The sequence below is a fragment of the Pseudogulbenkiania sp. FW507-F1 genome (assembly GCF_058781125.1).
Window position 1 is genome coordinate 1 of sequence record NZ_JBYSWM010000024.1, and the last position, 12,765, is coordinate 12,765.

Annotated in this window: 11 protein-coding genes; 5 read left to right on the forward strand and 6 right to left on the reverse strand. The window is 68.5% G+C overall.

All coding sequences use genetic code 11. The annotated features are described in order from the left end of the window. Positions 1–50: 50 nt before the first annotated feature. From AC3WG5_RS14730 to AC3WG5_RS14740, 3 genes are all read right to left on the reverse strand, one after another. Positions 51–1,379 (reverse strand): MFS transporter, encoded by a 1,329-nt coding sequence (locus tag AC3WG5_RS14730; protein WP_008954590.1) that lies wholly within the window; start codon positions 1,377–1,379, stop codon positions 51–53. Positions 1,380–1,902: 523 nt separating this feature from the next. After that, positions 1,903–3,759 (reverse strand): ABC transporter ATP-binding protein, encoded by a 1,857-nt coding sequence (locus AC3WG5_RS14735; protein ID WP_492569255.1) that lies wholly within the window; start codon positions 3,757–3,759, stop codon positions 1,903–1,905. Between the two features lie 241 nt (positions 3,760–4,000). Next, on the reverse strand, positions 4,001–4,192 hold the full coding sequence (locus AC3WG5_RS14740) for a Lar family restriction alleviation protein (RefSeq protein WP_008954592.1): 192 nt from the start codon (positions 4,190–4,192) through the stop codon (positions 4,001–4,003). 254 nt (positions 4,193–4,446) lie between these two features. On the opposite strand from AC3WG5_RS14740, the gene AC3WG5_RS14745 reads away from it, so the two are divergent. Continuing rightward, positions 4,447–4,569, forward strand: coding sequence for a hypothetical protein (locus AC3WG5_RS14745; RefSeq protein WP_008954593.1), 123 nt, complete (start codon positions 4,447–4,449; stop codon positions 4,567–4,569). A gap of 76 nt (positions 4,570–4,645) precedes the next feature. On the opposite strand, the gene AC3WG5_RS14750 is transcribed toward AC3WG5_RS14745, so the two are convergent. Then, positions 4,646–6,262, reverse strand: coding sequence for an NAD(P)/FAD-dependent oxidoreductase (locus AC3WG5_RS14750; RefSeq protein WP_492569256.1), 1,617 nt, complete (start codon positions 6,260–6,262; stop codon positions 4,646–4,648). A 410-nt stretch (positions 6,263–6,672) separates the two neighbouring features. Between AC3WG5_RS14750 and ggt the strand changes: the two genes are divergently transcribed. Further along, complete coding sequence (ggt, locus tag AC3WG5_RS14755) at positions 6,673–8,433, forward strand: gamma-glutamyltransferase (protein WP_492569257.1); 1,761 nt, start codon at positions 6,673–6,675, stop codon at positions 8,431–8,433. A 191-nt stretch (positions 8,434–8,624) separates the two neighbouring features. Here ggt and AC3WG5_RS14760 read toward each other — a convergent pair whose 3' ends face one another. Next, entirely contained in the window at positions 8,625–9,191 is a 567-nt protein-coding gene (locus AC3WG5_RS14760; protein WP_492569258.1) for a helix-turn-helix domain-containing protein, read from the reverse strand. Between the two features lie 101 nt (positions 9,192–9,292). On the opposite strand from AC3WG5_RS14760, the gene AC3WG5_RS14765 reads away from it, so the two are divergent. Next, a complete protein-coding gene (locus tag AC3WG5_RS14765; protein WP_008954597.1) occupies positions 9,293–10,189 on the forward strand; it encodes a DMT family transporter in 897 nt (298 codons plus the stop codon). A gap of 102 nt (positions 10,190–10,291) precedes the next feature. After that, a complete protein-coding gene (locus AC3WG5_RS14770) occupies positions 10,292–10,828 on the forward strand; it encodes a glycine zipper 2TM domain-containing protein (protein WP_008954598.1) in 537 nt (178 codons plus the stop codon). 149 nt (positions 10,829–10,977) lie between these two features. Here the strand turns inward: AC3WG5_RS14770 and AC3WG5_RS14775 are convergent, their stop codons facing one another. Next, positions 10,978–11,619, reverse strand: coding sequence for a M48 metallopeptidase family protein (locus AC3WG5_RS14775; RefSeq protein WP_492569260.1), 642 nt, complete (start codon positions 11,617–11,619; stop codon positions 10,978–10,980). Between AC3WG5_RS14775 and AC3WG5_RS14780 the strand changes: the two genes are divergently transcribed. Beyond that, entirely contained in the window at positions 11,618–12,667 is a 1,050-nt protein-coding gene (locus AC3WG5_RS14780) for a sigma-54-dependent Fis family transcriptional regulator (protein WP_008954600.1), read from the forward strand. The genes AC3WG5_RS14775 and AC3WG5_RS14780 overlap by 2 nt on opposite strands. Positions 12,668–12,765 lie beyond the last annotated feature (98 nt).

A 12,765-nucleotide genomic window follows, 5' to 3' on the forward strand; every position in this document is an offset into this window, starting at 1 on the left:
CGGCAGGCGGGTCGACGCGACCGCCCTGCCGCCACCGGGGAAGGCCGCGCTTATGCGGCGGCGTCTTCCACCTGCCGCGGCGCCATGAAGTAGAGCCAGGCCAGCGCGATGAAGTAGACCACCGGGATCATGGTGAACAGCACGGCGTAGTTGTTGTGGGTGACGGTCAGCACATAGCCCACCAACTGGGTCATGAACATGCCGCCGATGGCGCTGATCATGCCGCCGAAGCCGAACACCGAACTCACCACGTGCTTGGGCGAGGTGTCCATCACCACGCTCCAGATATTGGCGGTCCAGGCCTGGTGCGCGCCCACCGCCAGCGAGATGAACAGCACCGCCATCCACAGGCTGCTGGCGCCGGCGGCGAACACGATCGACGAGATGCACAGCGCGAAGGCCAGCATCGACACCAGGCGCGAGCGTACCGGCGCCATGCCGCGCGAGATCAGGTAGGAGGACACGGCGCCGCCGAACACGCTGCCGAAGTCCGCCATCAGGTAGATCACCATCAAGGGCAGGCCCATCTGGGTCACGCTGATGCCGAGGTGGTACTGCTGGTTGAGGAACGGCGGCAGCCAGTACAGGTAGAACCAGAACACCGGCGAGGTGATGGCGTAGGCCACGGTGAAGGCCCAGGTGCCGCGCATCTTCAGGATGCGCGAGTAGGGCACCTTGGCCGGCGCCGGCTCGACGCCCTGCTGCACGTAGGCCAGTTCCTGCTGGCTGACGCGCGGGTGCTCTTCCGGGTTGTAGTAGTTGCGCAGCCAGAACACGAGCCACACGAAGCCCAGTGCGCCGATGGTGAAGAACGCCGCCTGCCAGCCCCAGACCTGCAGGATGAACGGCAGCATCAGCGGGGTCAGCATGGCGCCGACGTTGGTGCCGGCGTTGAAGATGCCGGTGGCCATGGCGCGCTCGCCGGCCGGGAACCACAGCCGCGTGGTCTTGACGCAGGACGGGTAGTTGGCGGCTTCGGCCAGCCCGAGGAAGAAGCGGCACACCATGAAGCCGGCGGCGCTGGCGGCGAAGCCGTGCGCGGCGGCGGCGATGCTCCACAGCACCACGGCGATGGCGAAGGCGCGTTTGACGCCGACCTTGTCGATGAAGCGGCCCTGCGCGGCGAAGCCGGCGGCGTAGCCGACCTGGAACCAGAAGTTGATGTTGGCGTAGTCCTGCGCGGTCCAGGCCATGGCCTTGGCCAGCACCGGCTGCATCACGCCCAGCGCGGCGCGGTCGATGTAGTTGATGGTGGTGGCGAAGAAGACCAGCGCCAGCATGCCCCAGCGCATCTTGCCGATGGCGAAGGCGCTGCGGATCTTGTCGCCGACGCTGCCGGAGGGGGCGGCCGCCGTCAGGGGGGTGGGGGTAGTCGACATCCTGTTGTTCTCCATTCGTTTATGGCGACGGCGTCTGAATCCCGTCGTCGCTGTTTTATCGCGTTGTTACAAGGTGTTGTTTTTATTGGGCGTGAAGCGGTGCGCTGGCCTGGCGTCCCGGTGCCGCGGTGCGCGCGGCCGAGGGTCTGGTCAGGGACGGCGTGCGGGGCGGTGATGTCGCGGCGCGACCGTCGGGTCTTGCTCTGCCCCCGGGTGGAGGGCGGCGCGTCGTCCTGCGGGTGTGAGGACGGGGGGCGCTCAAAATGTAGCAACAGGGCTAGGGGACGACAATTCCGATTATCGAAAATATGTTCGTTAATCGGTCGTTGCAGAAGGGGACGCCGTTACAGCGGCATTCAGGGGGTGGTTCTGTTGGTTTGTTGCCATGCAGCACGTGTGTCGGTATGGCCGGTGCCCGCTGTGAGGCCCGGCGGCCGAGCCGGCGCGCCTGGCGGAAAAACCCGGTGTCGGCCCGGCTTCGACCAACCTTGGCCTCAGGCTGGCACGGTGGTGCCGGGCTCGGCTAGCCGGCCGCCACGGTCTCGTCGTCCTCGGCCTCCTCGCCGAGGAAGCCGCCGCTCTGGTGCGCCCACAGCCGCGCGTACAGCCCACCCTGCGCCAACAGCGCGGCGTGCGTGCCTTCCTCGACGATCTGGCCGCGGTCGAGCACGACCAGCCGGTCCATCGCGGCGATGGTGGAGAGGCGGTGCGCGATCGCCACCACGGTCTTTCCTTGCATCAGGCGGTACAGGCTGCCCTGGATCGCCGCTTCCACTTCCGAATCGAGCGCGCTGGTGGCTTCGTCCAAGAGCAGGATCGGCGCGTCCTTCAGCATCACGCGGGCGATGGCGATGCGCTGGCGCTGGCCGCCGGAGAGCTTGACGCCGCGCTCGCCGACGTGGGCCTCGTAGCCGTGGCGGCCCTTGGGGTCGGTCAGGGTCTGGATGAACTCGTGCGCCTCGGCGCGGCGCGCGGCGGCGACCATCTGCTCGTCGCTGGCGTCGGGGCGGCCGTACAGCAGGTTGTCGCGCACCGAGCGGTGCAGCAGCGAGGTGTCCTGCGTCACCATGCCGACCTGGGCGCGCAGGCTGTCCTGCGTGACGTGGGCGATGTCCTGGCCGTCGATCAGGATGCGCCCGCCCTCCACGTCGTAGAAGCGCAACAGCAGGTTGACGATGGTCGACTTGCCGGCGCCGCTGCGCCCCACCAGGCCGATCTTCTCGCCCGGCCGCACCGTCAGCGTGAGCTGGTCGATCACCTTGCGCTCGCCGCCGTAGCCGAAATCGACCGCCTCGAAGCGGACCTCGCCGCGCGTCACCGCGAGCGGCTTGGCGTCCGGGCGGTCGGTGACGGCGATGCTGCGCGACAGCGTGGCGATGCCGTCCTGCACCGTGCCGATGTGTTCGAACAGGCTCGACATCTCCCACATGATCCAGTGCGAGATGCCGTTGAGGCGCAGCGCCATCGCGGTGGCGGCGGCCACCGCGCCGACCCCGACCTGGCCCTGGCTCCACAGCCACAGCGTGGCGCCGGCGGTGCTGGCGATGAGCACCATGCTGAGGGCGTGGTTGGTGACTTCGAAACCGCTCACCAGCCGCATCTGGCGGTAGGCGGTAAGCATGAACTCCTGCATCGCGCTCCTGGCGAAGCCGGCCTCGCGCTGGCCGTACGAGAACAGCTTGACGGTGGCGATGTTGGTGTAGGCGTCGGTGATGCGCCCGGTCATCAGGCTGCGCGCGTCGGCCTGGGCGCTGGCGGCACGCCCCAGGCGCGGCACGAAGAAGGCCAACGTGGCGACGTAGAGCGCCAGCCAGCCGAGGAAGGGCAGCATCAGCACCAGGTCGAAACGGCCCACCACCGCCACCATGGTGACGAAGTAGATCACCACGAACACCAGGATGTCGGTGACGATGACCACCGTTTCGCGCACCGCCAGCGCGGTCTGCATCACCTTGGCCGAGACCCGGCCGGCGAATTCGTCCTGGTAGAAGCTCATGCTCTGGCCGAGCAGGTGGCGGTGGAAGTTCCAGCGCAGCAGCATCGGGAAATTGCCGGCCAGGCCCTGGTACTTGCACAGCGACTGCAGCGCGATCAGCAGCGGGCTCGCCAGCAGGATGCCGGCCAACAGCAGCAGGTTGTGCTGCTGCGTCTGCCACAGCTGCGCCGGCGGCACCTTGCTCAGCCAGTCCACCACCGACCCCAGCATCGAGAACAGCAGCGCCTCGAAGGCGCCGATCAGCGCGGTGAGCGAGGTCATCGCCGCGATCAAGGGCCGCAGGCCGCGGGTGCAGGACCAGACGAAGGGGAAGAAGCCCTGGGGGGGCTGGGCCGGTGGCGTGTCGGGGTAGGGGTGCAGCCGTTTTTCGAACCAGGCGAACATGGGGGAGTGTCCTAAGTCCTGTGTAGTCAGGAACAACTCAGAACCTGTTCAGGGTCTGTCGCGAGCGGCCCTCAGCGGGGCGAAGAGCCGCACAGAAACCGGAATGTACTGGAGTACATGAGGATTTCTGAGCGCTGAGCGAATCACTACGTGCAAATCTTCGATTTGCTCAGTGATAGATTCGCACGCAGTGCGCATGGGCCCCAATCAGGGACGCGCAGCAGGATCATGAACTAGGGTATCAGCGCGTGCTGTTCCAGTTATGTATCGCTTCCTTCTTGTTGTCGGCCTGGGCGCCGATGGCGTTGCAGTTGCCGTTGCCGGCGTAGCGCGTGCATTGCACCCAGTAGCGACGCGAGCCGCTCTTGATCAGCTCGGCGCGCGAACCGCACTTGTTGCAGGGTTTGAGGGTTTCGGGGACGGTCTGGTTCATGGCGGTCTCGTGATGGTGCGATGGGGCGGCGCGGCCGCCCGATAATGGCCGATGATACCGCAAAGCCGGCCGTGGCACGGCGGGCGCTGGCCGGCACAGGGCGGCCGCGCAAGATAATGCCACCCGCCGCGCGCGAACAGCCTATCATCTGTTTATGCGGCGCCGCCGTCGGCGCCGCTGCAGGGAGATACCTGCAACCGCCTTACCGTGGTGCCGGGGCATGGCACGATGCCGGCACCGCCAGGAGATATCCGATGGCTAAGGGTCAAGTGCGCAGCAACAAGGAAGTCAAGAAGCCGAAGCAGGCCAAGCAGAAGGTGGTGGAGCCGGGCTCGATCATTCCGCCGGGCCGAGGCCGCGAACCGGCCAAGAAGTAAGCCGCCGGTCAAAACAAAACCCCGTCATGCTGACGGGGTTTTTTGTTGCGGCTCACGGCGCCTGGTGGCGGCGGGCTCAGGCCAGTTTCAGGATGCTGCGCGCCACCGCCTCGGCCACCTTGATGCCGTCGACCCCGGCCGACAGGATGCCGCCGGCGTAGCCGGCGCCTTCGCCGGCGGGGAACAGGCCGCGCACGTTCAGGCTCTGGCAGTCCTCGCCGCGGGTGATGCGCAGCGGCGACGAGGTGCGGGTTTCCACGCCGGTCAGCACCGCGTCGTTCATGGCGAAGCCGCGGATCTTCTTGTCGAAGGCCGGGATCGCCTCGCGCATGGCGGCGATGGCGTAGTCGGGCAGCGCGCTGGACAAGTCGCCCAGCTTGACGCCCGGCTGGTAGGACGGCGTGACCGAGCCGAGACGGCTGGACGGCCGGCCGGCGAGGAAGTCGCCCACCAGCTGGCCCGGCGCCTCGTAGGTGCCGCCGCCCAGCACGAAGGCGCGCGATTCCAGCTCGCGCTGCAGCACGATGCCGGCCAGCGGGCCGCTGCCGGGGAAGTCGGCCGGGGTGATGCCGACCACGATGCCGGCGTTGGCGTTGCGCTCGGCGCGCGAGTACTGGCTCATGCCGTTGGTGACGACGCGGTTGGGTTCCGACGTGGCGGCCACCACCTGGCCGCCCGGGCACATGCAGAAGCTGTACACCGAACGGCCGTTGCTGGCGTGGTGCACCAGCTTGTAGTCGGCCGCACCCAGAAGGGGGTGGCCGGCGTACTTGCCGAGGCGCGCCTTGTCGATCAGCGTTTGCGGGTGCTCGATGCGGAAGCCCACCGAGAACGGCTTGGCCTCCATGAACACCTCGCGCGCGTGCAGCATCTCGAAGGTGTCGCGCGCGCTATGGCCGAGCGCGATGACCACGTGGTCGGACAGGATCTGTTCGCCGTTGGCCAGCACCAGGCCGCGCATCTGCTTGCCGGTGGGGCCGTCTTCGATCAGCACGTCGGTCACCTTGTGCTCGAAACGGATCTCGCCGCCCAGCGCCTCGATGTTGGCGCGCATTTTTTCCACCATGCTGACCAGGCGGAAGGTGCCGATGTGCGGCTTGTTGACGTAGATGATTTCCTCGGGCGCGCCGGCCTTGACGAACTCTTCCAGCACCTTGCGGCCGAGGTAGCGCGGGTCCTTGATCTGGCTGTACAGCTTGCCGTCGGAGAAGGTGCCGGCGCCGCCTTCGCCGAACTGCACGTTGGATTCCGGGTTGAGCACGTTCTTGCGCCACAGCCCCCAGGTGTCCTTGGTGCGCTCGCGCACTTTCTTGCCGCGTTCCAGGACGATCGGCCGGAAGCCCATCTGCGCCAGGATCAGCCCGGCAAACAGGCCGCACGGGCCGAAGCCCACCACCACCGGCCGGCTGGCCAGGGTGCTGGGCGCCTGGCCGACGAAGTGGTAGCTCATGTCCGGGGTCGGCACGACGTGGATGTCTTTGGCGAATTTCTTCAGCAAGGCGGCCTCGTTGGCGACCTCGACGTCGACGATGTAAATCAGCTGCATCGTCGATTTGCGCGCGTCGTAGCTGCGCTTGAACACGGTGAAGCTGCCCACCTCGGCCTCGGGCACGCCCAGGTAAGCCACGATGGCTTGGCGCAGCGCCGCTTCCGGGTGGTCGAGCGGCAGTTTGATTTCAGACAATCGCAACATTGGGTAATCCAGATCCTTGGCTTCGGCGCGCGGCAGAAGCCTTTACCAATCAACAAGGTGGCTATTGTATAGAGAGCCGGGCCTGGCGAGGTAGCTTATTCACCGTGCAGCGGGACGACGCGTTCGGTTTTCCGTGCGCCATGCGTCGCCAAATGACGGTTATCCGAACGCGTGCCGGTTTCATTCAAAATCTGACGTCATAGAATGAAGAAGTTAGCACCGCCGATGGTGATGTCATGGCGGGCATGAATCATGCAGCGTCGGCGGGGTTGAAATACCAGCAGGCCGCAGAGCCTGCCGCTTCACCGGGCACGTCCGCGCCGTCGCTAGCAGCGGTACGACGCGCCCGCCACCCCTGACCAGGGCGCACCGACGCCCTGGCCGATGCCGTCAACAAAGGAGAGTCATTCATGCTGTCTTCCCGTATCCGTCGTCCCTTCGCGCTCGGCGCCATGGCCCTGGGCCTGGCGCTGGCCTTTGCCCCGGTCGCCTCGCAAGCCGAAGCCCCGGTTGCCGCCCCGGTGGTCAAGTACGACTACGATCAGGACATCTTCCACCCCGTCTACGCCAGGCACGGCATGGTCGCCGCCGAGCAGGAGCTGGCCAGCCGCATCGGCCTGGACGTGTTGAAGCGCGGCGGCAACGCCGTCGACGCCGCGGTGGCGGTGGGCTTCGCGCTGGCGGTGGTGCTGCCCAACGCCGGCAACCTCGGCGGCGGCGGCTTCATGGTGCTGCACGACACCAAGAGCGGCCAGGACGTGGCGCTCGACTTCCGCGAGATCGCCCCGGCCAAGGCCAGCCGCGACATGTACCTGGACGAGAAGGGCAACGTCGCCGAGGGCCGCTCGACCTACACCCACCTCGCCGTCGGCGTGCCGGGCACGGTGGCCGGCATGGAGCACGCGCTCAAGCGCTGGGGCACGATGAAGCTGGCGGACCTGATCGCGCCGTCGATCAAGTTGGCCGAAGGCGGCATCGTGGTGAGCCCGACCATGGCCAAGATGCTGGAAGTGGAGAAGGACAACCTCGGCAAGTGGGACAGCACGCGCGCCATCTTCTTCAAGAACGGCCGCCCGCTGCAGCTGGGCGACAAGCTGGTGCAGAAGGACCTGGCCAAGTCGCTCAGGCTGATCGCCAAGCACGGCAGCAAGGTCTTTTATAACGGCGAGATCGGCGACAAGATCGTGGCCGAGATGGCGCAGCACGGCGGCCTGATCGGCAAGGACGACCTCAAGAACTACAAGGTGGAAGAGCGCGCGCCGGTGCGCGGCGAGTACCGCGGCTACCAGGTGGTGTCGATGCCGCCGCCGAGCTCGGGCGGCACCCACATCATCCAGATCCTCAACATGCTGGAGCGCTACCCGCTGGCGCAGTACGGCGTGAACAGCGCGCAGACCATCCACCATATGGCGGAGGCCATGAAACTGGCCTACGCCGACCGCGCCGAATACCTGGGCGACCCGGGCTTCGTCAAGGTGCCGGTGAAGGGGCTGACCTCGAAGAAGTACGCCGACGAGCTGGCGCAGAAGATCGACCCGGTCAAGGTGCTGCCGGCCTCCGCCATCAAGCCGGGCAAGCCGCAGCCGTATGAAAGCGACCAGACCACGCATTACTCGATCGTCGACGCCAAGGGCAACGCGGTGGCGGTGACCTACACGCTGAACCTGAACTTCGGCAGCGGTATCGTCGCCCGTGGCACCGGCATCCTGCTCAACGACGAGATGGACGACTTCTCCGCCAAGCCGGGCGTGCCCAACGCCTACGGCCTGATCGGCGGCGACGCCAACGCCATCCAGCCGGGCAAGCGTCCGCTGTCGTCGATGTCGCCGACGCTGGTGCTGAAGAACGGCAAGCCGTGGCTGGTGACCGGCAGCCCGGGCGGCGCGCGCATCATCACCACCACGCTGCAGACCATCGTCAACGCCATCGACTTCGGCATGAACCCGGCCGAGGCGGCGTCGACGCCGCGCGTGCACCACCAGTGGCTGCCGGACGTGCTGCGCGTCGAGAAGGGCCTGAGCCCGGACACCATGGCGATCCTGCAGAAGCAGGGCTACAAGGTGTCGGTGCAGCCGACCATGGGCCGCACCCAGACCATCCAGCTGCGCGACGACGGCCTGTACGGCTATTCCGACCCGCGCAACCCGGACGGCGCCACGCTCGGCTACTGAGCCGGGACCTGTTGGCGGCCAGCCGCGTTCCTGCGGGACGCGGCTTTCCGGCGGCTGACAAGGTGCCCTGTTCCGACGCTGCCGGACCCGGCACAGCCGGGCCGCTCCGGGTCAGTGACGGAATCCGCCGTCTTGCCGTTTGCACGCCAAGCCGCGCTCCCTCGGGACGCGGCTTTTTGCATGCCCGCGCCTCAGCGCGCCAGCAGCACGTTCTTGGTGAAGCGCACCGGCACGGCGCCGGGGTTGAGGTAGGCGTAGCGCTCGTCGGAGGCGAAGGTCAGCGAGTCGCCGGGGCCGAGGCGCTGGCGCGTGCCGGCGCGTTCCAGCTCCAGCTCGCCGGCGATGACGTACAGCATCTCGTGGCTGCCGGCGGGGTCGGCTTCGGCGTCGTAGCGTTCGCCGGCGGCGAGCTGCCAGAGCCACAGCTCGACGGTGCGGCCGGCACTGCCCAGGCTTTGCAGCAGGCTGGCGTGGCTGTCGGGGTGCCGGCCCTGCCACACCGTCACCGGGGCCGCCGGCTGGCGCGGGTTGGCCGCGGGCGGGCGCACCAGTTCGGCGAACGACAGGCCGAGCGCGGCGGCGAGGCGGTCGAGCGTGGCCAGGCTGACGTTGCTGTCGCCGGCCTCGATGTTGACCAGCATGCGGCGGCTGACGCCGGCGGCGGTGGCCAGCTTGTCCTGGCTCCAGCCCAGCGCTTGGCGCGCCTGGCGCAGGTTGGCCGAAACATCGAGCAGCACTTGCGGGGGAGTGTCGGGCATAGTCTGAGCACTATATTGCACATTGAGCGATATGTGCAGTATAGTGCACTGAGCCGTTTCGCCGCAATCGACCCTCGCTTTCCTTCCCGTGGAGTTCCGTCATGACCTCATCCAGCGCCACCTTGCCCTTGCCTTCCGGGGCGCGTCCCTCGCGCCTGCCGGACTTGGTCTTGCTGCTGATCACGGTGGTCTGGGGCGGCACCTTCCTCGCGGTGCAGACCGCGCTGCAATGGGCCGGGCCGTTCGGCTTCGTCGCGCTGCGCTTCGGCGTGGCCGGGGCGCTGGCCTTGCTGCTGTCGTGGCGCCAGCTGCGCGGCCTGACCCGCGCCGAGCTGCGCGCCGGGGTGCTGATGGGGGCGGTGCTGTGCGGCAGCTACGGCTTGCAGACCATGGGGCTCGGCCTGATCGCCAGCAGCAAGTCGGCCTTCCTCACTGCGCTTTACGTGCCGCTGGTGCCGCTCATCATGCTGCTGCTGTTCCGCCGTCCGCCGCCGCTGGCGGCCTGGCTCGGCATCGCGGTGGCGTTCGGCGGGCTGGTGCTGCTGTCCGACCCGCGCGGCCTGGAGTGGTCGTTCGGCCTCGGCGAGGCGCTGACCCTGGCCGGAGCGGCGATGATCGCGCTGGAAATCTGCCTGCTCGGCCGCTACGCCGGAGGCTGCGAGCCGCGCCGCATGGCCGTGGTGCAGCTGCTGACGGTGGCGCTGCTGGCGACGTTGTTGATGCTGGCGACCGGCGAGGCCGCGCCGCAGCCGACGCCGGGGCTGATCGGCTGCGTGCTTGGGCTGGGGCTGGCCACCACGCTGATCCAGGTGGCGATGAACTGGGCGCAGCAGACGGTGCCGGCCACGCGCGCCACGCTGATCTACGCCATGGAACCGGTGTGGGGCGGGCTGGTGGGCTGGCTCGCCGGCGAGCCGCTCACCGTGCCGGCGCTGTGCGGCGCGGCGCTGATCGTGGCCAGCGTGCTGGTGGCCGAGCTGGGCAAGCGGCGGGCTTAACATCCGTTAACAACTATTTACAAGGCATACATATCGTCTCCCTATACTGGCCGTCACCGCCGCCATCTGAAGGCGGATTGCCGACTCTGGAGAATCCCGATAATGAAAAGAATGCTGATCGCCACGCTGCTCGTCGCCGCCGGCAGCGCCCAAGCGATGACCTTTACCGACTACGCCACGGTGCTGAAGAGCGAGCCGCGTTACCAGACCGTCAAGGACGATAACTGCGAGCAGGTCAACGAACCCGTCGCGGCGCCGGCCCCGAGCGGCGGCCTGGAAGGCATGGTGACGGCGGAGAACGGCGGGGCGCTCTTGGGCGGCCTGGTCGGCGGGGTGCTGGGCCACCAGGTTGGCGGCGGCAAGGGCAAGACCGCGGCCACCATCGTCGGCGCCATCGGCGGCGCCATGGCCGGGCAGCAGATCGCGCGCAACACCCAGGGCGCGCGTCCGACCACGGCGTCGCGCACCGTGTGCCACCCGTCGCAGCGCGAGGAACTGACCGGTTACGAGGTGACCTACGAATACCACGGCCAGCGCAACACCGTGACGCTGCCCAGCGATCCGGGCCGGCGCCTGAAGATGACGGTCAACGCCCAGCCGGCGGCCAGTGCGCCGGCGGCGAACACCACCAACTACTGAGTCGTCAGAACCAGTTCATGCGCTTAGGGCGGCAGCGGCCGAGTACGACCGGCCCCGGGCCGCTCGTCAAAGAATCGTGAGCCGGTTCTGACCAGGGTTGGCCGAAGGCCCGGGTCTTCGGCCAACCTTTTCGCCATCGCGCCGGGCGCTCAGCCCGGTTGCATCAGGTTCAGCTCACGGGCGGTGAGCCACAGCCGCAGGTCGAATTCCAGTTGGTGGTAGTCCGGCTCCATGTGGCAGCACAACTGGTAGAACGCCTTGTTGTGCTCCTTCTCCTTCAGGTGCGCCAGCTCGTGCACCGCGATCATCTTCAGGAACTGCGGCGGCGCCTCGCGGAACAGCGTGGCGATGCGGATCTCGTTCTTGCTCTTCAATTTGCCGCCCTGCACCCGCGCCACGAAGGTATTGGTGCCGAGGGTGCCGTGCACCGGGTGCTGGCGGTTGTCGTACAGCACCTTGGCCAGCGGCGTGGCGTTCTTCAGGTAGCGCTGGCGCAGCTCGGCCAGGTACTGGTACAGCGCGCGGTCGGTCTGCACCGTGTGGCGCTCCGGGTAGCGCTCGGCCAGCCAGGTGCCCAGGCGCCGGTCGGCGACCAGCGCGCGCACGCGCTCGAGCAGCGCCGGCGGGTAGCCGGCGAGGTAGGGAAAATCGGACATGCGCCATTGTAGCGCGGCGCCGCCCATCCCCGACCAAAGATGAATGGTGAGGCGGCGCGCTCCCTTGTACAAAGCAGGAGAGACCGGGCGTCTTTCGCGGAAGACGGCGAGCCCGGCGACAGGGAGAGACTGCATGGCTTATCTGCAACATCACGCGCCGGTCGCGGCGCCGCCCGCGGCGGAGACCGGACGCTCGGCCTTCGGCGGCGGCCGGCCGCGCACGCTGGACGACTTCCTCGCCGGCGACCCCGGGCTCGCGGCGGTGGCGCGCCGCGCGCTGCGCCTGGTCGGCAAGGACATTCCGCTGCTGATCGAAGGCGAGACCGGCACCGGCAAGGAGCTGTTCGCGCGCGCCTTCCACCGCAGCGGGTCGCGCTTCGACCGGCCCTTCGTGGCAGTCAACTGCGCCGCGATCCCGGAAGGGCTGATCGAATCGGAGCTGTTCGGCTACGAGGAGGGCGCCTTCAGCGGCGCGCGCCGGCGCGGCCACGTCGGCAAGCTGCTGCAGGCCAACGGCGGCACGCTGTTTCTCGACGAGATCGGCGACATGCCGCTCGCCCTGCAGGCGCGCCTGCTGCGCGTGCTGCAGGAACGCGAGGTGACGCCGCTCGGCTCCAGTCGTGTCCTGCCGGTCGACTTCTCGCTGCTGTGCGCCACCCACCGCGCCCTGCCCGAGGCGGTGGCGGCGGGCCGCTTCCGCGCCGACCTCTACTACCGCATCAACGGCGTGCGTCTGGCGCTGCCGCCGCTGCGCGAGCGCAGCGACCTGGTGCCGCTGGTGGCGCAGCTGCTGGCGGACGAGTGCGGGGGGCGGCCGGTGGCGGTGGCGCCGGCGGTGTGGCAGGCGTTCGCCCGCTACCCCTGGCCCGGCAACCTGCGCCAGCTGCACGGCGTGCTGCGCACCCTGTGCGCGCTGCTGGAACCGGGCGAGACCCTGCTGCCGAGCCACCTGCCCGAGGAGTTGCTGGAGGCCGTGCCGGCGGCCGGGGTCGAAGAGGCCGAGGCGCCGTCCGCCGCGCCGCCCCGTGCCAGCGCCCCCCACGGCGAGCGCCTGGCCGAGGTCGAGCTGCAGCTGATGCGCCGCGTGCTGGCCGATTGCAACGGCAACGTCAGCGCTGCGGCGCGCCGCCTCGGGGTCAGCCGCAACACCCTGTACCGCCGCCTCAAGCCGGCGCCGCGCTGACGGCGCGCTTCGCCCCCCCAACACGGCACAAGCCCGACGCTCCGGAGAGGAACGTCGGGCTTGCGGCGTTGGCGCCCCGCCCGCCGCGGGGCGGGCGG